General features: G+C 73.8%; 26 protein-coding genes. 21 read left to right on the top strand and 5 right to left on the bottom strand.

What is annotated here, in order from left to right; all coding sequences use genetic code 11:
• Positions 1-21: 21 nt before the first annotated feature.
• From ABDB74_RS15590 to ABDB74_RS15575, 4 genes are read right to left on the bottom strand one after another with little or no spacing between them, the layout of a single operon-like run.
• Positions 22-768, bottom strand: coding sequence for an ABC transporter ATP-binding protein (locus ABDB74_RS15590; protein ID WP_346619674.1), 747 nt, complete (start codon positions 766-768; stop codon positions 22-24).
• Positions 765-1,547: a cobalt ECF transporter T component CbiQ gene (gene cbiQ / locus ABDB74_RS15585; RefSeq protein WP_346619673.1), complete on the bottom strand. Its 783-nt coding sequence runs from the start codon at positions 1,545-1,547 to the stop codon at positions 765-767. The genes ABDB74_RS15590 and cbiQ overlap by 4 nt, the downstream gene beginning before the upstream one ends.
• A gap of 1 nt (position 1,548) precedes the next feature.
• Positions 1,549-1,860 (bottom strand): PDGLE domain-containing protein, encoded by a 312-nt coding sequence (locus ABDB74_RS15580; RefSeq protein WP_346619672.1) that lies wholly within the window; start codon positions 1,858-1,860, stop codon positions 1,549-1,551.
• Positions 1,857-2,561 carry an energy-coupling factor ABC transporter permease gene (locus ABDB74_RS15575; RefSeq protein ID WP_346619671.1) on the bottom strand — a complete coding sequence of 235 codons (705 nt, stop codon included), beginning with the start codon at positions 2,559-2,561 and terminating at the stop codon, positions 1,857-1,859. Before ABDB74_RS15575 ends, ABDB74_RS15580 begins: the two co-directional genes overlap by 4 nt.
• Before the next feature lie 263 nt (positions 2,562-2,824).
• Here ABDB74_RS15575 and ABDB74_RS15570 point away from each other — a divergent pair, with 263 nt between their 5' ends.
• The 6 genes from ABDB74_RS15570 (at position 2,825) to ABDB74_RS15545 (ending at position 9,984) form a co-directional block, all read left to right on the top strand.
• A complete protein-coding gene (locus ABDB74_RS15570; protein WP_346619670.1) occupies positions 2,825-4,159 on the top strand; it encodes an ammonium transporter in 1,335 nt (444 codons plus the stop codon).
• Positions 4,156-4,494 carry a P-II family nitrogen regulator gene (locus tag ABDB74_RS15565; RefSeq protein WP_346619669.1) on the top strand — a complete coding sequence of 113 codons (339 nt, stop codon included), beginning with the start codon at positions 4,156-4,158 and terminating at the stop codon, positions 4,492-4,494. Before ABDB74_RS15570 ends, ABDB74_RS15565 begins: the two co-directional genes overlap by 4 nt.
• A 111-nt stretch (positions 4,495-4,605) precedes the next feature.
• A complete protein-coding gene (locus tag ABDB74_RS15560) occupies positions 4,606-6,972 on the top strand; it encodes a [protein-PII] uridylyltransferase (RefSeq protein WP_346619668.1) in 2,367 nt (788 codons plus the stop codon).
• An 83-nt stretch (positions 6,973-7,055) separates the two neighbouring features.
• Positions 7,056-7,247, top strand: a complete 192-nt coding sequence (locus tag ABDB74_RS15555; protein ID WP_346619667.1) for a hypothetical protein — start codon at positions 7,056-7,058, stop codon at positions 7,245-7,247.
• 77 nt (positions 7,248-7,324) lie between these two features.
• Positions 7,325-8,899, top strand: coding sequence for a signal recognition particle protein (gene ffh, locus ABDB74_RS15550; RefSeq protein ID WP_346619666.1), 1,575 nt, complete (start codon positions 7,325-7,327; stop codon positions 8,897-8,899).
• On the top strand, positions 8,896-9,984 hold the full coding sequence (locus tag ABDB74_RS15545; protein ID WP_346619665.1) for an amidohydrolase family protein: 1,089 nt from the start codon (positions 8,896-8,898) through the stop codon (positions 9,982-9,984). Before ffh ends, ABDB74_RS15545 begins: the two co-directional genes overlap by 4 nt.
• 28 nt (positions 9,985-10,012) lie before the next feature.
• Here the strand turns inward: ABDB74_RS15545 and ABDB74_RS15540 are convergent, their stop codons facing one another.
• Positions 10,013-11,545 (bottom strand): LCP family protein, encoded by a 1,533-nt coding sequence (locus ABDB74_RS15540; protein WP_346619664.1) that lies wholly within the window; start codon positions 11,543-11,545, stop codon positions 10,013-10,015.
• Between the two features lie 202 nt (positions 11,546-11,747).
• On the opposite strand from ABDB74_RS15540, the gene ABDB74_RS15535 reads away from it, so the two are divergent.
• The 15 genes from ABDB74_RS15535 (at position 11,748) to ABDB74_RS15465 (ending at position 22,713) form a co-directional block, all read left to right on the top strand.
• Positions 11,748-13,496 carry a proline--tRNA ligase gene (locus ABDB74_RS15535; RefSeq protein WP_346619663.1) on the top strand — a complete coding sequence of 583 codons (1,749 nt, stop codon included), beginning with the start codon at positions 11,748-11,750 and terminating at the stop codon, positions 13,494-13,496.
• 4 nt (positions 13,497-13,500) lie between these two features.
• Positions 13,501-13,860 carry a ribonuclease E inhibitor RraB gene (locus tag ABDB74_RS15530; RefSeq protein WP_346619662.1) on the top strand — a complete coding sequence of 120 codons (360 nt, stop codon included), beginning with the start codon at positions 13,501-13,503 and terminating at the stop codon, positions 13,858-13,860.
• Between the two features lie 222 nt (positions 13,861-14,082).
• A complete protein-coding gene (rpsP, locus tag ABDB74_RS15525) occupies positions 14,083-14,565 on the top strand; it encodes a 30S ribosomal protein S16 (protein WP_346619661.1) in 483 nt (160 codons plus the stop codon).
• A gap of 3 nt (positions 14,566-14,568) precedes the next feature.
• Positions 14,569-14,805 (top strand): RNA-binding protein, encoded by a 237-nt coding sequence (locus ABDB74_RS15520; protein WP_113799223.1) that lies wholly within the window; start codon positions 14,569-14,571, stop codon positions 14,803-14,805.
• Between the two features lie 25 nt (positions 14,806-14,830).
• On the top strand, positions 14,831-15,373 hold the full coding sequence (gene rimM / locus ABDB74_RS15515) for a ribosome maturation factor RimM (RefSeq protein WP_346619660.1): 543 nt from the start codon (positions 14,831-14,833) through the stop codon (positions 15,371-15,373).
• Positions 15,370-16,113, top strand: a complete 744-nt coding sequence (gene trmD / locus ABDB74_RS15510) for a tRNA (guanosine(37)-N1)-methyltransferase TrmD (RefSeq protein WP_346619659.1) — start codon at positions 15,370-15,372, stop codon at positions 16,111-16,113. The genes rimM and trmD overlap by 4 nt, the downstream gene beginning before the upstream one ends.
• Positions 16,106-16,606, top strand: a complete 501-nt coding sequence (locus ABDB74_RS15505; protein ID WP_346619658.1) for an NUDIX domain-containing protein — start codon at positions 16,106-16,108, stop codon at positions 16,604-16,606. Before trmD ends, ABDB74_RS15505 begins: the two co-directional genes overlap by 8 nt.
• 175 nt (positions 16,607-16,781) lie before the next feature.
• A complete protein-coding gene (gene rplS, locus ABDB74_RS15500; RefSeq protein WP_346619657.1) occupies positions 16,782-17,138 on the top strand; it encodes a 50S ribosomal protein L19 in 357 nt (118 codons plus the stop codon).
• Positions 17,139-17,217: 79 nt separating this feature from the next.
• On the top strand, positions 17,218-18,171 hold the full coding sequence (gene lepB, locus ABDB74_RS15495; protein ID WP_346619656.1) for a signal peptidase I: 954 nt from the start codon (positions 17,218-17,220) through the stop codon (positions 18,169-18,171).
• Positions 18,172-18,330: 159 nt separating this feature from the next.
• Positions 18,331-19,041 carry a response regulator transcription factor gene (locus ABDB74_RS15490; RefSeq protein ID WP_346619655.1) on the top strand — a complete coding sequence of 237 codons (711 nt, stop codon included), beginning with the start codon at positions 18,331-18,333 and terminating at the stop codon, positions 19,039-19,041.
• Between the two features lie 120 nt (positions 19,042-19,161).
• Positions 19,162-19,950 carry a ribonuclease HII gene (locus ABDB74_RS15485; protein WP_346619654.1) on the top strand — a complete coding sequence of 263 codons (789 nt, stop codon included), beginning with the start codon at positions 19,162-19,164 and terminating at the stop codon, positions 19,948-19,950.
• Entirely contained in the window at positions 19,947-20,267 is a 321-nt protein-coding gene (locus ABDB74_RS15480; protein ID WP_029432918.1) for a DUF2469 domain-containing protein, read from the top strand. The genes ABDB74_RS15485 and ABDB74_RS15480 overlap by 4 nt, the downstream gene beginning before the upstream one ends.
• Positions 20,268-20,351: 84 nt before the next feature.
• A complete protein-coding gene (locus tag ABDB74_RS15475; protein ID WP_346619653.1) occupies positions 20,352-20,720 on the top strand; it encodes a YraN family protein in 369 nt (122 codons plus the stop codon).
• Complete coding sequence (locus ABDB74_RS15470; RefSeq protein ID WP_346619652.1) at positions 20,717-21,637, top strand: ATP-binding protein; 921 nt, start codon at positions 20,717-20,719, stop codon at positions 21,635-21,637. Before ABDB74_RS15475 ends, ABDB74_RS15470 begins: the two co-directional genes overlap by 4 nt.
• Positions 21,638-22,374: 737 nt before the next feature.
• Complete coding sequence (locus tag ABDB74_RS15465; RefSeq protein WP_346619651.1) at positions 22,375-22,713, top strand: hypothetical protein; 339 nt, start codon at positions 22,375-22,377, stop codon at positions 22,711-22,713.
• The last annotated feature ends 18 nt before the right edge of the window (positions 22,714-22,731 follow it).

Genomic DNA, 22,731 nt, shown 5'->3' with positions numbered 1-22,731 from the left:
CCGCCCGTCGGCGGGCCGCGCCTAGAGCCGCGTGGGGTCGAACCCGTAGGGCAGCTCGAGCCGGTGTGCGGCGAGCAGGCCGGCGTCGGTCAGCACCTCCGGCGTCGGGCCGTCGGCGACCACCACCCCGCCGTCCAGGATCACCGACCGGGGGCACAGCTGGGCGGCGTAGGGCAGGTCGTGGGTGACCATCAGCAGGGTCACCGGCAGCTCGGCCAGCACCTCGGCCAGCTCCCGTCGGCCGGCCGGGTCCAGGTTCGACGACGGCTCGTCGAGGACGACGATCTCCGGCTGCATGGCCAGGACCGTGGCGACGGCGACCCGGCGGCGCTGGCCGAACGACAGGTGGTGCGGCGGGCGGTCGGCGGCGTCGGCCATCCGGACCTGCTCGAGGGCGGCCGCCACCCGCTCGGCGACCTCGGGCTCGGGCAGCCCGAGGTTGCGCGGGCCGAAGGCGACGTCCTCGCCGACGGTCGGCATGAACAGCTGGTCGTCGGGGTCCTGGAACACCACGCCGACCCGGCGGCGGATCTCCTGCAGGGTGCGCTTCTCCACCGGCAGCCCGGCCACGTCCACCCGGCCGCGGCCGGCGCGCAGGATGCCGTTGAGGTGCAGCACGAGCGTCGTCTTCCCCGCACCGTTGGGGCCCAGCAGCGCCACCCGCTCACCCCGCTCGACCCGCAGGTCGACGCCGAACAGCGCCTGGTGCCCGTCGGGATAGGCGTAGGCGAGGTCCTCGACCAGCAGGGACGGCGGGGGAGAACTCACCCCAGCAGCATCCCGGCCGCCAGCACGGCGGCCGCCGCCAGGGGGAGGGTCAGCGCCTGCGCCCACGCGCGCGGATCGGCCGCGGCCGCCGGGCCGGTGGGCAGGCTGCCGGTGTACCCGCGGCTGAGCATCGCCAGGTGCACCCGCTCGCCGCGCTCGTAGGACCGGATGAACAGCGCGCCCGCGGTGGCGCCCAGCACGCGGAGCCCGCGCAGGCCGCCGCCGCTGAACCCCCGGGACTCCCGGGCGATCCGCATGCGGTGCAGCTCGCCGCCGACGACGTCGGCGTACCGGATCATGAACATGAGGATCTGGACGAGCACCTGCGGCAGCCGGAGCCGCTCCAGCCCGCGCAGCAGCGCCCGCGGCTCCGTCGTCGCCGCCAGCACGGTCGCCGCGAGGATCGACAGCGTCGCCTTGGCCAGCAGACCGCCCCCGGCGGCCAGGCCGGTCTGCGACAGCGAGAGCCCCACCACCTCCACCCGCGGGCCTTGGGCCACGAACGGCAGGAGGACGGCGAAGGCCACGAACGGCACCTCCACCACCAGCCCCCGTGCCAGCCGCCCGGGCCCGACCCCGGCGACGGCCGCGGCGGTGAGCACGGCGAGCAGGTACCCGCCGTAGGCGGCCGGCGCCCAGGGGGCGTGCACCGGCGTCGAGACGACGACCACCGCGAACGCCAGGACCGACACCAGCTTGGTGTGCGGCTCCAGCCGGTGGACGGCGGTGCTGCCCGGCGCGTACCGGGCGAGCAGCGAGCCGCCGTGACCGGCGCCCACGTCAGCCCACGTCGGCGGTGCTGCCGCGGCGGCGGATCACCATCGTCAGGCCGCCGGCCAGCGCCAGGGTGACGACCACGCCGATCACCCCGGCGGCCCCGGCGGAGAGCCGGTTCTCCTCACCGTCGACCAGGTAGTCGGCCAGCGGGGAGCCGGCGGTGGCGCTGTCCTCCGCGCTCTGGGCGAACCCCGCCTGCTCGGCGGCGTGCTCCAGGCCGTCGGGGGAGGAGCTCGCGTACCAGCTGAGCACGCCGGCCACGACGAGGGCGGCGAGCAGGCCGGCGATCCAGAGGGTGCGGCCGCGGCGGGTCATCGGGCCACGCCCGTGGCCGCGGTGGGCCGGCCGGCCAGCGGTGCGGTGCTCCGCAGCCGCGCCGCGCCGTGCACCAGGTCGGGGCGGACGGCGAGCACGGCGCCCACGACGGCGACGGTGATCGCCGCCTCGCCGAGGCCGATGAGCAGGTGGACGCCGGTCATCGCCGCGGCGACCGTGCCGATCGGGATGTCGACGCTGCCGCCGAGGGCGAACAGGCCGACGAAGGTCAGCGCGGCGGCCGGCACGGAGAGATAGGCGGCGATCCCGGTGGCGGTCAGGATCCCGGCCCGGGTCCGGGGCAGGACGGCGGCCAGGCCCCGGAAGGCGCCGTAGCCCAGCACCACCGCCAGCAGCGCCATCAGCGTGACGTTCGTGCCCAGGGCGGTGATCCCGCCGTCGGCGAAGAGGACGGCCTGCACGAGCAGGACCACGGTCATGCAGAGCACCGCTGTCCAGGGGCCGACCAGGACGGCGGTGAGCACCGCCCCGATCAGGTGCCCGCTCACCGGCAGGCCGGGCAGCGGGAAGTTCATCATCTGACCGGCGAAGACGAACGCGGCGGCGAGCCCGGCGAGGGGCGCGGTGCGGTCGTCGAGCTCGGTGCGGGCCTTGCGGAGGGCGAGCGCCACCGTGCCGGCGGCCACCGCTGCGGTCGCCACCGAGGTGGCCGGGTCGAGGAATCCATCGGGCACGTGCACGCCGACGACCTTATTGCACATCGTTCGCAACTGGCGCGCCGTGCTCCGCCCGTGGAGCGGGGATGCCCCCTCGGAGGGCGGCGCAACATGCCCGCAACGCGGGGACGGGAAACGCGGCGGGGAGTTCACGGCTCCGAAACGTGGCACGGCCGCCCCCGGAAACACGCGGCGGGCACGGTGAACGCCGAGTCGCCCCTCCCGCACGGAGGACGGGGCTTCACCGATACGGCCGCCCGGCCGACGACCCGACACAGGAGGTTGCCGTGGTCAACACCGGCGACACCGCCTGGATCCTCACCAGCGCCGCGCTCGTGCTGCTGATGACCCCCGGCCTCGCACTCTTCTACGGCGGCATGGTCCGCGCGAAGAGCGTGCTGAACATGATGATGATGAGCTTCGGCGCCCTGGCCCTGGTCAGCGTGCTCTGGGTGCTCTACGGCTACTCGATCGCCTTCGGCGACAGCGTCGGCGGCGGCGGCCTGCTCGGCAACCCCGCCGAGTTCTTCGGCCTCGCGGGTCTGATGGAGGACGCGACCAGCGAGGGCGGTGGCCTGCCCGTCATGGCCTTCGTCGGCTTCCAGGCCGTCTTCGCCATCATCACCGTCGCGCTCATCTCCGGCGCCATCGCCGACCGCGCGAAGTTCGGCGCGTGGATGGTCTTCGTCGGCATCTGGGCGACGCTCGTCTACTTCCCGGTGGCGCACTGGGTGTTCGCCTTCGACGTCGACGACGTGATCGGCGGCTGGATCGCCAACGACCTCGCCGCGATCGACTTCGCCGGTGGCACCGCCGTCCACATCAACGCCGGTGCGGCGGGCCTCGCCCTCGCCCTGGTGCTGGGCAAGCGGCGCGGCTTCGGTCGCGACGCCATGCGGCCGCACAACCTGCCGCTGGTCATGCTCGGCGCCGGGCTGCTGTGGTTCGGCTGGTTCGGCTTCAACGCCGGCTCCGCCCTCGCCGCGAACAACACCGCCGCCGTCGCCTGGGTGAACACCCTGGTGGCCACCGGCGCGGCCATCCTCGGCTGGCTCCTGGTGGAGAAGCTCCGCGACGGCCACTCGACGTCGCTGGGCGCCGCGTCCGGCGTCGTCGCCGGCCTGGTCGCCATCACGCCGGCCTGCTCGTCGGTCTCGCCGATCGGCGCGATCATCATCGGCGTGATCGCCGGCGCGCTGTGCGCCCTCGCCGTCGGCCTCAAGTACAAGCTCGGCTACGACGACTCGCTCGACGTCGTCGGCGTGCACCTCGTCGGTGGCCTCTGGGGCACCATCGCCATCGGCTTCCTGGCCGACCCGGCCGCCCCGGCCGGCGTGGAGAGCCTCTTCTACGGCGGCAGCGTCGACCAGCTGTGGCGCCAGGTCGTCGGGGCGGTCGCCGTCCTCGTCTTCTCCTTCGTCCTTACGCTGGTCATCGGCATCGTCATCCAGAAGACGATGGGCTTCCGCATCACGGAGGAGGACGAGGTCGCCGGTATCGACACCGTCGTGCACGCCGAGTCGGGCTACGACCTCGCCTCCCTCGGTAGCAGCGGTTCCACCGCACCACTGAGCGGCCAGGCACGCGCCGAGGCCCGAAACACGGAAGGGATCCGGGCATGAAGCTGGTCACCGCGATCGTCAAGCCGTTCAAGCTCGACGACGTCAAGAACGCCCTCGAGCTGATCGGCATCGCCGGGCTCACCGTCAGCGAGGTCCAGGGCTTCGGCCGTCAGCGGGGGCACACCGAGGTCTACCGCGGTGCGGAGTACCAGGTGGACTTCGTGCCGAAGGTCCGCATCGAGGTCGTCGTCGGCGAGCTCGACGCCGCCCGTGTCGTGGACGCCGTCGTCGAGGCCGCCTCCACCGGCCAGATCGGTGACGGGAAGGTCTGGGTGACCACGATCGACGAGGTCGTCCGGGTCCGCACCGGCGAGCGCGGGGAGGACGCGGTCTGAGCCGTCCGCGCTGAGCGCACCCGTCGGCCGGGGTGGTGGGATCGCCCGCCGCCCCGGCCGACTGCACTTTCGGAACCGCACTGGGCGAGGACGCCCGACGGAGGGGGACGCGTGCTGGACACCGAGGCGCTGCCGGGGCTGGGCCGGGTCGAGCGCGGAGCGGCCCTCGAGGCGTGGCTCGGCCGCCTGCTCGACGACGCCGTCGCCGGGACGCCGCCGGCCCGCGCCGCGCGCGGCGGGCCGCCCCGCACGGGCACCGACGGGGTGGCCCTGGTGGCGGTCGGCAGCCTCGGCCGCCGGGAGCTGCCGCCCTACGGCGACCTCGACCTCGTCCTGGTGCACGACGGGCGGCCGGAGATCGCCGCGGTCGCCGACGCGCTCTGGTACCCCGTCTGGGACACCGGCCTGCGGCTGGACCACTCGGTGCGGTCGGTCGCCGAGGCCGTCGCCGTCGCCTCGACCGACGCCAAGGCCGGTCTCGGGCTGCTCGACGCCCGGCTGGTGGCCGGGGACGCCGAGCTCGCCGCCCGGCTGCGGGCGGCCACCCTGGCCAGCTGGCGCCAGCACGCCTCGCGGTTGCTGCCGCAGCTGCGCGACCTGCGCCGGGAGCGGGCCGCCCGGCTGGGGGAGCTCGCCTTCCTGCTGGAACCCGACCTCAAGGAGGCCTACGGCGGGCTCCGGGAGGGGCAGGTGCTCCGGGCGGCGGCCGCCGCCCAGCTCGTCGACGAGCCGGCGGCCGAGGTCGAGCGGGCCTACGCCTTCCTGCTCGACGTGCGCGACGAGCTCCGCCGCCGCTCCGGCCGCGCCACCGACGTCCTGGTCCGCCAGGAGCAGCGCCCGATCGCCGTGGCGCTCGGCCTCGCCGACGAGGACGTCCTGCTCCGCGAGGTCAGCCTCGCCGGGCGTCGCCTGGCGTTCGTCGCCGACGAGACGTGGCGTCGCGTGGAGGCCGCCCTGGTGCGGCGTCCCCGTGGCCGGTACCGCCGGATCCGCCGCGAGCCGCTGGCCGAGGGTGTCGTCCGGCAGGGCGACGAGGTGGTCCTCGCCCGCGACGCCCGCCCGGCCGCCGACCCGGGGCTGCTGCTGCGCGCCGCCGCGGCCGCCGCGCGGGCCGACCTGCTGCTGTCGCCCTACACGTTGAAGGTGCTCGCGGTGCACGGCCCGCCGATGCCCGAACCCTGGCCCCCGGAGGCCCGCTGGTCGTTCCTCCGGGTGCTCGCCAGCGGCCGGTCGGCCGTGCCGGTCCTGGAGCAGCTGGACCAGGAGGGCCTGCTCTCCCGGCTCCTTCCCGAGTGGGACCGCGTCCGGTCGCTGCCGCAGCGCCACCCGTGGCACCGGTACACCGTCGACCGGCACCTGATCGAGGCGGCGGCCGCGGCGTCGGAGCTGACCCGGGACGTCGACCGGCCGGACCTGCTGCTCGTGGCGGCCCTGCTGCACGACATCGGCAAGGGCTGGCCGGGGGACCACAGCGTGGTGGGGGAGCCGATCGCCGCCGCGATCGGCACCCGGATGGGGTTCTCCGAGCCCGACGTCGCCGTCCTGGGGACCCTCGTCCGCCACCACCTGCTGCTCCCGGCCACGGCGACCCGGCGGGACATCGACGACCCCGCGACGGTCGAGCGGGTGGCGGCGACCATCGACGGCGACGCGAGCGTGCTGCACCTGCTGCACGCCCTCGCCCAGGCCGACGGCGCCGCGACCAGCGCCTCGGCGTGGTCGCCGTGGAAGGCGCACCTCGTCGCCGCGCTGGTCGCCCGCGTGCAGGCCGAGATGGGCGGGACCCAGCTGTCCGAGCCGCAGCCGGTGCTGCACCCGACCCGGCCCCAGGTCACCGCACCCGCCCCGGACATCCCCGGGGCCACCCGGTCGGTCACGGTGGGGATCGAGGACGTCGCCGACGGCCAGCAGGTGACCATCGGGGCCCCGGACCGTCCCGGCCTGCTCAGCACCTGCGCCGGGGTGCTGGCGCTCAACCAGCTCGACGTGCGGGCGGCGAAGCTGACCGTGGTCGACGGCTACGGCACCGGGGTGTTCGCGGTGCGCCCCCGGTTCGGCCGGGCGCCGGTGCCGGAGATCCTGGCCGACGCCGTGCGCGCGGCGCTGGAGGGGACGCTCTCGCTGGCCGAGCGGCTGCGGCAGCGGGAGGCCGACTACCACCAGGACACGCGGTCGGCGCCGCCCCGCATCTCCTGGCACAACCACGAGGTGAGCGGCCGGGCGACCGGGATCGTGGAGGTCCGGGCCGGCGACCGCGCGGGGCTGCTGTACCGGCTCACCGCCGCCATCGCCGGTGAGGGGCTGGACGTGACGTCGGCCCTCATCGAGACCCTGGGCGGGGACGCGGTCGACTGCTTCTACGTCGCCAACCCGTCCGGCTCGCCGGTGGACCCAGACCAGCGCGCGCGGGTCGATGCGGCGCTGGTGGCCGCCACGCGGGGCGCCGGCGTGCTGACCGCGGGCGACACGCCGCCCTGATCTCCCGGGTTCTGTCGGTGGTGCGTGCGACGGTCGTGGGCAGTTCGGGACGGACCGGTCCCGCTTTCCGAGAGGAGCCTGCCGTGGACAGCCGCCAGTGGCCCTGCCCCAGCTGCGGGGACGACCGGGAGTTCGTGCAGCCGCCGTGCGTCGACGGGCACACCGAGGACGGCGGCGAGTGCCCCGAGTGGATCTGCGCCGACTGCGGCTCCGCCGTGGTCACCGGGGAGGCCGCCGTGACGGCGGTCGCCCCCCGCCTCGACCGCGCGGCCTGACCGGGCTCGACTTCCCTCGATACGCTGGGAGCCAGGTGGCGCGGCGAGCCCGTGCCCGTGACTTCTGAGGACGTGCTGTGTTCGAGACCCTCTCCGACCGCCTCGACAAGGTCTTCACCGGCCTGCGAGGCAAGGGTCGGCTCTCCGACGCCGACATCGACGCGACCGCGCGCGAGATCCGGATCGCACTGCTGGAGGCCGATGTCGCCCTGCCGGCGGTGCGGGCCTTCATCACCGCCGTCAAGGAGCGCGCCCGTGGTGCGGAGGTCTCCCAGGCGCTGAACCCCGCGCAGCAGGTCATCAAGATCGTCAACGAGGAGCTCATCGAGATCCTCGGTGGCGAGACCCGCCGCATCCGGCTGGCCAAGCAGTCGCCGACGGTGATCATGCTCGCCGGTCTGCAGGGCGCCGGTAAGACCACGCTCGCCGGCAAGCTCGGCCGGTGGCTGAAGGGTCAGGGCCACACCCCGATGCTGGTCGCCGCCGACCTCCAGCGGCCCAACGCGGTCAACCAGCTCTCGATCGTGGCCGGGCAGGCCGGGGTCGACGTCTACGCGCCGGAGCCGGGCAACGGCGTCGGCGACCCGGTGCAGGTGGCCCGCGACTCGATCGACCACGCCCGCCGCACGATGCACGACGTCGTCGTCGTCGACACCGCCGGCCGGCTGGGCATCGACGCCGACCTGATGGCCCAGGCCGCCTCGATCCGCGACGCCGTGCAGCCCGACGAGACCCTGTTCGTCGTCGACGCGATGATCGGCCAGGACGCCGTCACCACGGCGCAGGCCTTCCAGGAGGGCGTCGGCTTCTCCGGCGTCGTCCTGACCAAGCTCGACGGCGACGCGCGCGGTGGTGCGGCGCTCTCGGTGCGGTACGTGACCGGCCAGCCGATCATGTTCGCCTCGACCGGTGAGAAGCTCACCGACTTCGACGTCTTCCACCCCGAGCGGATGGCCTCGCGCATCCTCGGCATGGGTGACGTGCTGACCCTCATCGAGCAGGCCGAGCAGGCTTTCGACGCCGACCAGGCCGAGAAGATGGCCGGCAAGTTCGCCTCCCGCGAGGGCTTCACGCTCGAGGACTTCCTCGAGCAGATGATGGCGATCCGCAAGATGGGCCCGATCGCGAACCTGCTGGGCATGCTGCCGGGCGCCGGCCAGATGAAGGAGCAGCTCGCGCAGGTCAACGACCGCGACCTCGACCGCACCGCGGCGATCATCCGGTCGATGACGCCGCAGGAGCGGGTCGACTCGAAGATCATCAACGCCTCGCGGCGGGTGCGCATCGCCAACGGTTCCGGCGTGACGGTGACCGAGGTGAACTCGCTGCTCGAGCGGTTCGCCCAGGCCCAGAAGATGATGGGCCAGATGGCCGGCAGCATGGGCCTGCCCGGCATGGGCCCGATGTCGAAAAAGGCCCGCGGCCGGCAGATGCAGGCGCAGTCCAAGAAGGGCAAGGGGAAGAAGGGCAAGGGGAAGGGCGGCCCGGCCCGGCGTCCCGTGGGCGCGCCCGGCCTGCCGCCCGGCGCCGGCTTCCCGGGCGGTGCCAACCCCTTCGGCGGCGCCGGGATGCCGGGTCTGCCGCCGGGGCAGGGCCTGCCCGACCTCACCAAGCTCAACTTCGACCAGCTGAAGGACGAGCGCGGCCGGTGAGCACGCTGCCGTCGCTGCACCTGTCCGGGGTGGTGCTGCCCGAGGGGGAGCACCGCGACGTCTGGGTGCGCGACGGGCGGTTCACCTTCGAGCCGGTGCCGGGCGCGGAGACGGTCATCAGGGGCGGCTGGCTGCTCCCGGGGCTGGTCGACGCGCACTGCCACGTGGGCATCGCGCGCGGCGGCGGGCACGTCGAGGACCTCGCCCACGCACGGCAGCAGGCCCTGACCGAGCGGGACGCCGGGGTGCTGGCGCTGCGGGACTGCGGGTCGCCGGTCGACACCCGGGCCCTGGACGACGACCCGGAGCTGCCGACGATCATACGGGCCGGGCGGCACATCGCCCGCCCCCGCCGGTACATCCCGGGGCTGGGCATCGAGATCGAGCCCGACGACCTCGTCGAGCAGACGCGGATCCAGGCCCGCCGGGGTGACGGCTGGGTGAAGCTGGTGGGGGACTGGATCGACCGGTCGGTCGGTGACCTCGCGCCCGAGTGGCCGGCCGACGTCCTCGCGGCGGCGATCGCGGCGGCCCACGAGGAGGGTGCCCGGGTCACCGCGCACACCTTCGGCACCGACGCGCTCCCGGGGCTCATCGAGGCCGGGATCGACTGCATCGAGCACGGCACCGGGCTGACCGAGGAGCTCATCGGCGAGATGGCCCGCCGCGGCACCGCCGTCGTCCCGACGCTGGTCAACGTGGAGAACTTCCCGGGTTTCGCGGCGGCGGGGGAGAAGAAGTTCCCGAGCTACGCCAGCACGATGCGGCGGCTGTACGCGAACTCCGGCGCCGTCGTGCGGGCCGCCTACGAGGCCGGGGTGCCGGTGTTCGCCGGCACCGACGCCGGCGGCGGCATCGACCACGGCGTGATCGCCGACGAGATCCGGGCGCTGTGCGACGCCGGGATCCCCGCCGAGGCGGCGCTGGCCGCGGGGTCCTGGCGGGCGCGCGAGTGGCTCGGGCTGCGGGGGATCGAGGAGGGGGCGACGGCCGACGTCGTCGTCTACGAGACCGATCCGCGCGCCGACCTCGACTCGTTGCGGCGCCCGCAACGAACCATCCTCCGCGGCCGCCTCGTCGGCTGAGCGCCCGCGGCCGGGAGCGGCCGGCGGGTCAGTTGATGCAGCCGGTGTCGGCGGCGGTGCGGGCGTCCTCACCCTCCACCGGTTCCGCCGGCGGCTGGGCGTCGGTGGCCTCCCCGATGCCGTTGAAGTCCGCGCCGAGGACGAGCTGCACGGTGCCCGGCGTGGCGTCGTCGACGAGCCGCGTGACAGCGCCGGGGACGGCGGCGGCGACCGTGGCGGCGAGGGCCTCGTCGCCGGCGGCGTGCCGGATCTCGGTCTGCTCGTAGTCGGCGGAGTCGGCGTTGCCCGTGGACGCCACCGTGAAGCCGGCGGCCTCGAGGTCGGCCTGGGCCTCGGCTGCCAGCCCGCTCGTCCCCGAGCCGTTGAAGACGGCGACCGCCACCTCGGAGGGGTCCACGGGGTCCGCCGGGGCGGCGTCCTCCGGTGCGGCGTCCTCGGGTTCGGCCGACAGCTGCGCGAAGAACTGCCGCAGGGTCGCCTCGTCCTCCAGCCGGACGATGGAGGCGCTGCCCTCCCGGTCGATCCCGAGGTTGGGCACGGTTTGGAACTCGATGCTGCCCGTGGTGACCGACTGCATCTGCTCGGCGAGCTGGAGCAGGTTCAGGTCCTCGTCCACGGTGAGCGACTCGGCGGCGGCCTGCACGAGCTCCCGCTGCTTGCTGAGGTCCAGCAGCACGTCCTCGGAGAGCATCTTGCGCAGGACCCCGGCGATGAAGACCTGCTGGCGGACGATGCGGTCGAAATCGCCCCCGGGCAGGCCGTGCCGCTGGCGGACGAACCTCAGCGCGTCGGCGCCGCTGATCGTCTGCGGGCCGGCCGGGAAGACCGCGCCCGACCACTCGCGGTCGTCGACGGCCTCGCAGAGGTTGACCTCGACGCCGCCCACGACCGAGCTGAGCTCGAAGAACCCGAGCAGGTCCACCTCGGCGTAGTGGTCGATCTGCAGCCCGGTGAGCCGGCTGATCGTCCGCACCAGCAGCTGGGCGCCGGCCGCCTGGCGGGCCGCCTCGTCCGCGGCGTCGTCGGCGGCGGCGTAGCCGTAGGCGTAGGCGGCGTTCAGCTTGTCCTCGCCGTGGCCGGGGATCTCGACCCACGAGTCGCGGGGGAAGGAGACGAACGACGCACGCGACCCGTCGGCGGGGACGTGCACCAGGATCATCGTGTCGGTGTTGGTGCCGGAGTCGGTGCCGGCGTTGAGCTCGGCCAGCTGCTCGTCGGTGAGGGCGCTGCGGCTGTCGTTGCCGACCAGCAGCAGGTTCATCGCCTCGCCGACGTCCCCGCTGTCCTCGTTGCCGTCGGCGGGAATGGCGTCGGTCCGGTTCACCGTCGCGTCGGCGACCTGGCCGAGGTACCAGCCCCAGCCCGAGCCGGCGAGGAGCAGCACCGAGAGGACGCCGGCCAGGACCCGGCTCCCGAGCACGAGGCGTCGGCGGCGGTCCGGCGGTCGCAGCCCGGCGGCGCTCGCGCCGGCACGGGACCGCGGCTGCGCACCGGCGCGCGGGTCGAGCCGCGGGGGCAGCGGCCGGCCGGCGCGATCGTCGTGCTGACGGTCTCGGCCCACGGACTTCCTCGCTCCCGGGATCGGCCCCGCGGCGGGGGTGTGTCGATGCGCCTCCGACCTGCCCGATCGTAGCCACTCGACGCTCCCCGCCGGGGCCCGTGGCCCGAGGGGGCGACCGCCGCCCACGAGGTCGTGCCCGGTCCGGGGCCCGGCCGGTGGACGTGTCGGGAAACCGCTTCGACGGGCCTGGGAGACTCCTGGCGTGCTGTTGCGGATGTCCTCCCTGTTCCTGCGGACCCTTCGGGACGACCCGGCCGACGCCGAGGTCGCCAGTCACCGCCTCCTGGCCCGTGCCGGCTACATCCGGCGGGCCGCCCCCGGCGGGTTCACCTGGCTGCCGCTGGGCTTCCGCGTCTTCCGCAACGTCGAGCGCATCGTCCGCGAGGAGATGGACGCGATGGGCGCGCAGGAGGTGCACTTCCCCTCGCTGCTGCCCAAGGAGCCCTACGAGGCCACCGGCCGCTGGACCGAGTACGGCGACAACCTCTTCCGGCTCAAGGACCGCCGCGGCGTGGACCACCTGCTCGGCCCCACCCACGAGGAGATGTTCACGCTCCTGGTGAAGGACCTGTACTCGTCGTACAAGGACCTGCCGCTGTCGCTGTACCAGATCCAGACCAAGTTCCGGGACGAGGCGCGACCCCGGGCCGGCCTGCTGCGCGGCCGCGAGTTCACGATGAAGGACAGCTACTCCTTCGACGTCGACGACGCCGGGCTGGACAAGTCCTACGCCGCGCACCGCGACGCCTACATCCGGATCTTCGACCGGCTCGGCCTGGAGTACGCCATCGTCTCGGCGATGTCCGGGGCCATGGGCGGCTCCAAGAGCGAGGAGTTCCTGCACCCGACGGCGATCGGTGAGGACACCTTCGTCCGCTCGCCCGGCGGGTACGCGGCCAACGTCGAGGCGGTCACCACCGTCGTCCCCGACGAGATCCCGCTCGAGGGGCTGCCCGAGGCGCACGTCGAGGACACCCCCGACACCCCGACCATCGAGACGCTGGTCGCCGTCGCCCAGCAACTGTTCCCCGACGCCGGCTACACCGCCGCCTCGACGCTGAAGAACGTCGTCGTCACCCTCGTGCACCCCGACGGCACGCGGGAGCCGCTGGTCATCGGCATCCCCGGCAACCGCGACGTCGACGCCAAGCGCCTGGAGGCGCAGGTCGCCCCGGCCGAGGTCGAGCCGTTCACCGAGTTCGACAAGCACCCGGCGCTGGTCAAGGGCTACATCGGCCCCCAGGTGCTCGGCAGCGAGAGCGAGTCGAGGATCCGCTACCTGGTCGACCCGCGGGTCGTGACCGGCAGCCGCTGGATCACCGGCGCCAACCAGCCCGGCAAGCACGTGTTCGACCTGGTGGCCGGCCGCGACTTCACCTGGGACGGCGTCATCGAGGCCGCCGAGGTGCTCGCCGGCGACCCCGCGCCCGACGGCTCCGGCCCGCTGGAGCTCGCCCGCGGCGTGGAGATGGGCCACATCTTCCAGCTGGGCCGCAAGTACGCCGAGGCGCTCGACCTCAAGGTGCTCGACGAGAACGGCAAGCTCGTCACCGTCACGATGGGCTCCTACGGCATCGGTGTCTCCCGCGCAGTCGCGGCGATCGCCGAGTCCACCCACGACGAACTCGGCCTGGTCTGGCCCCGCGAGGTCGCCCCGGCCGACGTGCACGTCGTCGCCACCGGCAAGGACCCGGCGATCTTCGAGGCCGCCGAGGGGCTGGCCGCCGAGCTGGTGGCCGCGGGGCTGACCGTGCTCTACGACGACCGCCCGAAGGTCTCGCCCGGGGTCAAGTTCAAGGACGCCGAGCTGCTCGGCATGCCGACGATCGTCACCGTCGGCCGCGGCCTGGTCGACGGCGTCCTGGAGCTGCGCGACCGGGCCACCGGCGAGCGCGAGGAGATCCCGGTCGACGGCGCCGCGACCCGCGTGCTGGCCGCCGTCCGGAGCTGAGGACGTGCCGCGGGACGTCGAGGAACAGGTGGCGCTCGGTGCCCAGCTGGTCGAGGAGCGCCTGAGCCTGGGGGATCAAGCGCACGAGCCCCGCCCGATCGACCACCTCGCCGGGTTCCGGTCGCGGAAGGCAGCCGAGGCGGCGGGGGGCGAGCTGGTCGCCGCCGGCTACCGGATCGACGGGCTGCGCCGCCGGTTCCTCACCGTGTGGCTGGAGTTCAGCGCGATGACCGCCGTCGACCACGACACCGCCGCCGCCTTCACCCGTGAGGTGGTGGGCATCGTGAACCGGCACGGCGGCACCTACGACGGCTGGGGCGGCTTCCTGGTAGCGGCGGAGGACGGGGCCGACGCGGACGGGTGATCCCGCCGTCGACGACCACCCGCTGCCGCTACCGGCGCGGGACCGGGTGCGCTGCTCCAGGGCCTGATCCGGCGGGACCCCGCATCTGGCACAATGGATGGTCGAACACGTCGGGTGCGGCCCTCTCACCATGCCCGCGCGTGTCCATCGCTCCGCCCCGGCGTACCCCCACACGCCGCCCGGCGAGCAACCACACAGCGTTCGAGGAGAACACCACACACCGTGGCCACCAAGATCAAGCTCATGCGCCTGGGCAAGATGCGCGCGCCGTACTACCGCATCGTCGTCGCCGACGCCCGCACCAAGCGGGACGGCCGCTCGATCGAGACGATCGGCAAGTACCACCCGAAGGAGGACCCGTCCTTCATCGAGGTCGACAGCGAGCGCGCGCAGTACTGGCTGGGTGTCGGCGCGCAGCCGACCGAGGCCGTCGCCGCCATCTTCCGGGTCACCGGCGACTGGCAGAAGTTCAAGGGTGAGGCCGCGCCGCCGCCCATGAAGGTCGCCGCCCCGAAGCCGGACAAGAAGGCCCTCTACGAGGAGGCCGTCCGCAACTCCATGGGCGAGGAGCCGGCTGCCGGCGCCACCACCCCGAAGAAGAAGGCCGCCCCCAAGGCCGAGGCCCCCAAGGCCGACGCTGCCGAGGCCCCCGCCGCCGAGGCCCCCGCGGCCGAGGCTGCCCCGGCCGAGACGCCGGCCGAGTAAGACGTGCTCGAAGAAGCGCTCGAGCACCTGGTCAAGGGCATCGTCGACAACCCCGACGACGTCACGGTCGACCTGCTCACCAACCGCCGCGGCAAGACCCTCGAGATCCGGGTGCACCCGGACGATCTCGGCAAGGTCATCGGCCGCGGTGGGCGCACCGCCAAGGCGCTGCGCCAGGTGATGACCGGGGTCGGTGGACGGGGCCTGCGGGTCGACGTCGTCGACACCGACGGGCGCTGAGCACGAGCTCTTCGAGCGCCAGCACGTGACACAGAGCGAACCCACCGACACCGTGGTGGTCGGCCGCATCGGCCGGCCCCACGGTGTCCGTGGTCTGGCCACCGTCGAGGTCCGCACCGACGACCCCGACCTCCGCTTCGCCCCCGGGTCGGTGCTGGCCACCGACCCGCCCGAGCGCGGGCCGCTCACCGTCGTCGACAAGCGGTGGCACAGCGGCACCCTGCTGCTGCAGCTGGCCGACGCCTCCGGCGCGGTCTACGACATCCGCGAGGCCGTGGACGAGCTGCGCAACACCCTCCTGCTCGTCCCCATCGCGGACCTGCCGGAGATCGAGGAGCCCGACTCCTACTACGACCACCAGCTGGTCGGCCTCACCGCGCGGCTGACCGACGACTCGGTCCTCGGCGAGGTCACCGCGGTCCGCCACGAGGCGCAGGACCTGCTGGTCGTCCGCCGCGCCGAGGGCGGGGAGACGCTGATCCCGTTCGTCTCCGCGATCGTCCCGACCGTCGACGTCGCCGGCGGGTTCCTGGTGGTGGACCCGCCCGAGGGGCTGCTCGACCTGTGAGCGGCGCCTTCCGCATCGACGTCGTCACGATCTTCCCCGAGTACCTGGCGCCGCTGCGCCAGTCGCTCCTGGGCAAGGCCATCGAGCGCGGGCTGCTCAGCGTCGGCGTGCACGACCTGCGGCAGTGGACCGACGACGTGCACCGCACCGTCGACGACGCCCCCTACGGCGGTGGCCCCGGCATGGTGATGAAGCCCGAGCCGTGGGCCCTGGCGCTGGAGGCGGTCCGGCCACCCGGAACCCGTCTCGTCGTGCCCACGCCTGCCGGCCGGCCCTTCACCCAGCGCATGGCCGCCGAATGGGCCACCGAGCCCGGGCTGGTCTTCGCCTGCGGCCGCTACGAGGGCATCGACCAGCGGGTCCCCGACTGGGCCGCCGACGCCGGGCCGGTCTCGGAGGTCTCCATCGGCGACTACGTGCTCGCCGGCGGGGAGTCCGCCGTCCTGGTCATGACCGAGGCGGTCACCCGGCTCATCCCCGGCGTCGTGGGCAACCGGGAATCGGTCGAGTTCGACTCGCACGCCGACGGCCTGCTCGAGGGCCCGTCCTACACCCGCCCGGCCACCTGGCGCGGGCACGAGGTGCCTCCCGTCCTGCTGTCCGGCGACCACGCGGCCATCGACCGCTGGCGGCGCGCGGAGTCGCTGCGCCGCACCGCGGCCCGCAGGCCCGACCTGCTGGCGGCGCTCCCCGACGACGCGCTGACCGACGCCGAGCGCGCGGCGCTGGCCGGTGACTGACCGGGCGATCGTCCGGCCCACCGCCCGCGTCGTCGTCCTCGACCCGGCCGGCCGGGTGCTGCTGCTGGGTGCGCGCCTGACCGACCCCGAGCGGCCACCCGGTGACGTCCTGTTCTGGTACACGCCCGGTGGGGGAGTGGAGAACGGCGAGACGCCGCGGACGGCCGCCGTCCGGGAGCTGGCCGAGGAGATCGGACTCCGCGTCGACGCCGCGGCGCTGGAGGGGCCGGTCTGGTTCCGCCGGCACGTCGGCGCGTTCGGCAGCCAGGTGTTCGACTCCAGAGAGACGTTCTTCGTCCTCCGGGACGTCGTCCACGAGGTCGCACCCGGGGCGCGCACCGACCTCGAGGTGCTGGCCGACGAGCCGCACCGGTGGTGGACGCCCGACGAGATCGCCGCGAGCGCCGAGGCCTTCGCGCCCCTCGAGCTCGCCGCCGTGCTGCCGGAGGTCCTGGACGGCCCGTGGACGGGCCCGCCGCGCATCGTGACCTGAAGGTGTGGCACAGTAGAGAGTCGCTGCTGACCGACGGCTCCGTCGTCGATAGCTCCTCGCGGAGCCGCAGCTCCCCGGGAACGGACAGCCGGGGCGTTTCGCTGTCCGGACCGAGATCGACCCGCTGCTGAGTACCCGCTGCTGAGTACGTAGCCAGAACATGAGGACTGCCGAGATGAACACGCTGGACGCACTCGACGCCGACTCGTTGCGCGACGACGTCCCCCCGTTCCGCGCGGGTGACACCGTCAAGGTGCACGTCCGCGTCATCGAGGGCAACCGCTCCCGCATCCAGGTCTTCCAGGGCGTCGTCATCCGCCGCCAGGGCGGTGGCATCCGCGAGACCTTCACCGTCCGCAAGGTGAGCTTCGGTGTCGGCGTCGAGCGGACCTTCCCGGTGCACACCCCGGTCGTCGAGAAGATCGAGGTGCTCACCCGCGGTGACGTGCGTCGCGCCAAGCTGTACTACCTCCGCGAGCTGCGCGGCAAGGCCGCCAAGATCAAGGAGAAGCGCGAGACCGTCGCGCGCTGACCTCCCGCGAGGACACGCCTGACAGCCGGCTCCACCGGCTGGATCTCGGCGGGCCACCCGCGTCGTACGCTGGCTATCGATGAGCAGCGACCGGCCCGGGGGGCCCGCCGACGTCGTTCCGGGACAACCGGGCGAACCGGACCCCGACGAGACGTCCACCGCCGGGGGCGCCGTGCCCGCCACGGGCCGCCGCCGTGACCGGGCCGCCGGGAAGGGCTCGCTGCTGCGCGAGCTCCCGATCCTGCTGCTGATCGCCTTCGTGCTGGCGCTGGTGGTCAAGACCTTCTTCGTGCAGGCGTTCTTCATCCCGTCCGGCTCGATGGAGCAGACGCTGCACGGCTGCACCGGCTGCACCGGCGACCGCGTGCTCGTCAACAAGGTGCCCTACTGGTTCGGTGAGCCCGAACCCGGCGACATCGTCGTCTTCCGCGGGCCCGACACCTGGACGCCGGAGATCGCGGTCGACGAACCCGACAACTGGGTCAGCGGGGCGCTGCTGTGGCTGGGGCGGGCGATCGGTGTCGCCCCGCCGCGCGAGGATGACTTCGTCAAGCGGGTCATCGCCACCGAGGGCCAGACGGTGGCGTGCTGCGACACCGAGGGCCGGGTCACCGTGGACGGCGAGCCGCTCGAGGAGCCCTACATCTTCGAGGACAGCCCGATCGAGCGCCGCGCGTTCGGCCCGGTGACCGTGCCCGACGGGCGGCTGTGGGTGATGGGTGACCACCGCGCCGCGTCGGCGGATTCGCGCGAGCACGTGACCGACGAATACGCCGGGACGATCGGCGTCGACGACGTCATCGGGAAGGCCGCGGTCATCGTCTGGCCGCTGGACCGGTTCGGGTTCCTCGATTCCCCGGACATCCAGAACACCGAGGCCGCCGGTCCTGTCCCCGTGCTGCCCGCCGAGGGCGGGGTGTCCGCGGCCGGCGCGGTCGCCGTCCTGCCGTACGCGGTGGGCCTGGCCGGCGCGGTCCCGGTGGGCGCATGGCGCCGGCGCCGCCGGTCGCGCACCATTCCCGCCGAGGCGTAATGGTCGACATGGTTACTCGTGTGACTCGCGCGTAGTCGCGAGTGATGCGCGCTACCAGTCGCAAAAATAGCTGGAAAAGCATTCAAGCAACCGTTTCACCCTTCCGATGGAGACATTGCATCTTCCCGGAGTGAAACGGAGTCAGTTGTGTCTGCACCTATGGCGAGCACCGCCCGCGGAGTCACCCGCGTGCTCCTCCTCGCCGACGCGCCCGTCCTGCGTCGGGGGCTGGTCAGCATGATCAACGAGACCGCCGGCATGCAGTCGGTCGGCACCCCCGGCGAGCTGCGCCGCGCGCTCACCCTCGTCGAGACCGCCCGCCCCGACGCCGTCGTGGTGGAGCTGGGCTCCGGCCGGGCGGCGACGCTGAACGCCTGCCGCGACCTGCGCCGCCGCTTCCCCCGGGTCACGATCGTCGCCCTGGCGACCTCCGAGGACCCGGCCGTGGTCAACGAGGCCCTCGCCGCCGGTATCCGCGGTTACCTGATGATCAACACCTCGCCGACGCTGCTCGGCTGGGCCATCCTGGCCGCCCGTGCCGGCCGGGTCGTGGTCGACCCGCAGATCCGCCGGGTGGAGCCGTCGGCCGTGCCGGCCGCGAAGCCCTTCACCCCCGAGGTGCCGCTGACCCGACGGGAGCAGGACGTCCTCGACGAGCTGCTGCAGGGGCAGTCCAACCGGCAGATCGGGCGCAACCTCTTCATCAGCGAGGACACCGTCAAGTCCCACGTCAAGGCCATCCTGCGCAAGCTGGGGGCCCGCGACCGGGCGCACGCGGTCTCCCTCGTGCTCTCGTCCCGCTCGCCGGGCTGCACCTGCGGTGCGCACTCGCTGCAGGCCGCCGAACCCGACATGGCCGCCGACGTCTGATCCGTCGGCTCCCTCGGCACCGCACCGCGGGCCGGCCCCGTCACGGGGCCGGCCTGCGGTGCGTTCGGCGCGGGTGTCCGACCGCGACGTGTCCCCGCCGCGTCGTACTGTCGTGCAGCGATGGCTGCTCGTCCCACCCACCTCCGCTCCGCCCCCGCGGCCAGTGCCCGGCGGGTGCTCGCCGACGAGCGGCCCGACGCGCTCTGGGACATGGAGCGCACGCTGCGCCGGCGCGGCTTCGAGGTGATCGCCGGGGCCGACGAGGCCGGGCGGGGCGCCTGCGCCGGCCCCCTGGTCGCGGCCGCCTGCATCCTGCCGGCCGGGCGCCGGGGCCGCGTTCCCGGTCTGGCCGACTCCAAGCTGCTCAGCCCGGCCACCCGGGAGCGGGTCTACGCCGAGGTCGTCGAGCGCGCGGTGTCCTGGTCGGTGGTCGTCCTGCCGGTCGAGGACCTCGACGCCCGTGGCATGCACGTCACCAACATGGAGGCGCTGCGCCGCGCCGTCAGCACCCTGGACCCCGGCCCGGACTACGTGCTGACCGACGGCTTCCCGGTGTCCGGGCTCGCCCGGCCGGGGCTGGCCGTCTGGAAGGGCGACCGGGTCGCGGCGTGCATCGCCGCCGCCTCCGTGCTGGCCAAGGTTACCCGCGACCGCATCATGCTCGACCTGCACGAGCGCTGGCCCGAGTACGACTTCGCCGGTCACAAGGGCTACATCACCGACGTGCACACCGCCGCCCTGGAGCGCCACGGCCCGTGTCCCGAGCACCGGATGCGCTACGTCAACGTCGCCAGGGCGCACGCCGCGCACGCCGCGCGGACGGCCCGGCTGACCGGTTCGGGTGCCATGGTCGATGATGGGGCCATGCGCCCTGTGTCCCGAGCCCTGCTGAGCACCGAGGACCGATGAGCACCGAAGACCTCGAGAAGTACGAGACCGAGATGGAGCTCCAGCTCTATCGCGAGTACCGGGACATCGTCCGGCAGTTCACCTACGTGGTGGAGACCGAACGCCGGTTCTACCTGGCCAACTCCGTCGACCTGCAGGTGCGGGAGGCCGGGGGAGAGGTCTTCTTCGAGCTGAAGCTCTCCGACGCCTGGGTGTGGGACATGTACCGGCCGGCCCGGTTCGTCCGGAACGTCCGCGTGCTGACGTTCAAGGACGTCAACGTCGAGGAGCTCGACAAGCCCGACCTCGAGCTGCCGGACGGCCCCCGCCTGCCGTAGCGGCATCCGTCCACAGGCGCCGGCGTCGTCCACAGACGAGCGCCGGCCCTGGGTCCGGGCGCGTCCGCGCGGCACGGTCGGGGAGTGCCTCCCACCACTGATCTCGGTGCCCGCGGTGAGCGGATCGCCGTCGCCTACCTGACCGATCGCGGGCTGCGCGTCCTCGACCGCAACTGGCGCTGCCGGGAGGGTGAGCTCGACGTCGTCGCCCGCGACCGGGACGCCCTCGTCTTCTGCGAGGTCAAGACCCGGCGGGGCACCGGCTACGGCCAGCCCGCCGAGGCGGTGACGCCGGCCAAGCAGCGGCGGCTGCGGGTGCTGGCCCAGCGCTGGCTGGCCGCGCACGACGAGCACGCCCCCGAGGTGCGGTTCGACGTCGTCGGCGTCCTGGTGCGCCCGGAGCGCCCGGAGCGCCCGGCCCTGGTGACGCACCTGCCGGCGGCGTTCTCGTGACGCTCGCGCGCACCTGGTCGGTCGGCCTCGCCGGGGTCCAGGGCGCGATGGTGGAGGTGGAGGTCGACATCGCGGCCGGGTTGCCCGGGGTGGTCCTCGTCGGCCTGCCCGACGCGGTGGTGCGGCAGTCGGTGGACCGGGTCCGCGCGGCCGTGGTCAACGCCGGCGGCGAGTTCCCGGCCCGCCGGATCACCATCGGGCTCTCCCCCGCGTCCATGCCGAAGCAGGGCAGCGGCTTCGACCTCGCCCTGGCCGCGGCGGTGCTGGCCGCCGCGGGCGCGGTGCGCCGCCGGGCGGTCGACCGGCTGGTGCTGCTCGGGGAACTCGGGCTCGACGGGTCGGTGCGGGCGATCCGCGGCGTCCTCCCGGCCGTGCTCGCCGCCGCACGGGCCGGGCACTCGCAGGTCGTCGTCCCGACGGCCAACGCGGCCGAGGCGGCGCTCGTCGACCACATCGAGGTGCTGGCCGTGGAGAGCCTGACCCAGCTGGTCGAACACCTGCGGGGCGCCTCGGTGCTGCAGCCCTACGAGCGCGGCCCGCTGCCCGCGCAGCCGCCGGTGCCCGACCTCGCCGACGTGGTGGGGCAGGCGGCGGGACGTCGTGCGGTCGAGGTGGCCGCCGCCGGTGGTCACCACCTCTTCCTCACCGGCCCACCGGGGGCCGGGAAGACGATGCTCGCCGAGCGGCTGCCCGGGCTGCTGCCGGCGCTGGACGAGCAGGCGGCCCTGGAGGTCACCGCCATTCACTCGATCGCCGGGACGCTGCCGCCGGACGCGCCCCTGGTCACCCGGCCGACGTTCGAGGCCCCGCACCACTCCGCCACGATGGCGGCGCTCATCGGGGGTGGCTCGGGCCAGATCCGGCCGGGTGCGATCTGCCGCGCGCATCGCGGGGTCCTCTTCATGGACGAGGCATGAGAACGGTAGGTCCCCCGGGAAGGGGCGTCACGCAGAGTCATCTGGGAGACCTTCGGCGCCAACGCCGACAAGAACGGCACGCCGCTCGGCCCGCGTCCGGCGCGACCGGTGCCGCAGCTGACCGAGGGCGAGCGGACCCTGTACCACCAGCTCATCGCGGCCGACTAGACGCGGCACCGCCGCGTGAAACAGGAGCGGATTCCGCCGTCCGTCGCCCCGAAGTCTTGTGCGCCGCCGCACCGCCGGCCTAGCTCGGTCTGGAGCAAACGGCGCGTCGAACTACCAGCCGCCCAGACGAGGAGCCGGTCTTGCCGATGGGCCGCCGACCCTCCGACATCGGAGCCCCGGACCGCGTTGGGCTTGGCGGCCGCCGCCGACGGCGGCCGGGAGTGTCCCTCGGCGGAGCACCGTTTCCTGCGCCGGCGCCGTGGAACATTTTCACTCCGGCCAGGCGTGTGGCTGCTAGCTTGACGGCTCCGGCACCATCCGGATCCTTGCGGGAGGGGGCGCCCGTGCCGTTGAACAGGAGGCGCCGACCCGCTGTCGCTGTGGCTGTGGCCGTGGCTGTGGCCGTCGCTATCGGCTTGGCGGTGTTTCTCCCCACTGGCGAGCTTGGCGACTCTGACGGTGCCACGGCGGATTCGGCGCCAAGCTCCTCGGGCGCGGGTACGTCGTCGCCCACCAGCTCCCCGAGCAGCCCCCCGGGCCGCAACACCGTCGCGCATGACGAGGACGCGATGGCCGTGGACGATCAGGCGCTCGGGGGTGGGAAAAGCCGCTCTGCGGGGGCGCTGGATGCCGCCCGCGCTGAGGAGATTTCCGCAGGGGTGACTTCGGGCACCGAGGCCGGGCTGCGGGCGGTCCTCGACGTGGCTTCTTCTCAGCCGCTTGATCCTGCCGCGGTCGATGCGTTGGCCGATCTTGGGTCTTTAGACATCGACATCGGCTCCTTCGAGAGCCTCGGGGATGGGGTGGCCACGGTCACCGCCATCACCGGAACGCCGCCGGCAACCTGGTCGCTCCTCCTCGTCATGAAGGACGGTCAGTGGTACTTGGCCCAGACGGAGCCGGCATGAGACGGCGGGTGGCCTCCC

The organism is Blastococcus sp. HT6-4 (assembly GCF_039679125.1).
GTDB lineage: Bacteria > Actinomycetota > Actinomycetes > Mycobacteriales > Geodermatophilaceae > Blastococcus > Blastococcus montanus.
Note: the sequence above shows the minus strand (reverse complement) of the source record. Positions and strands in the feature narration are given on the sequence as shown.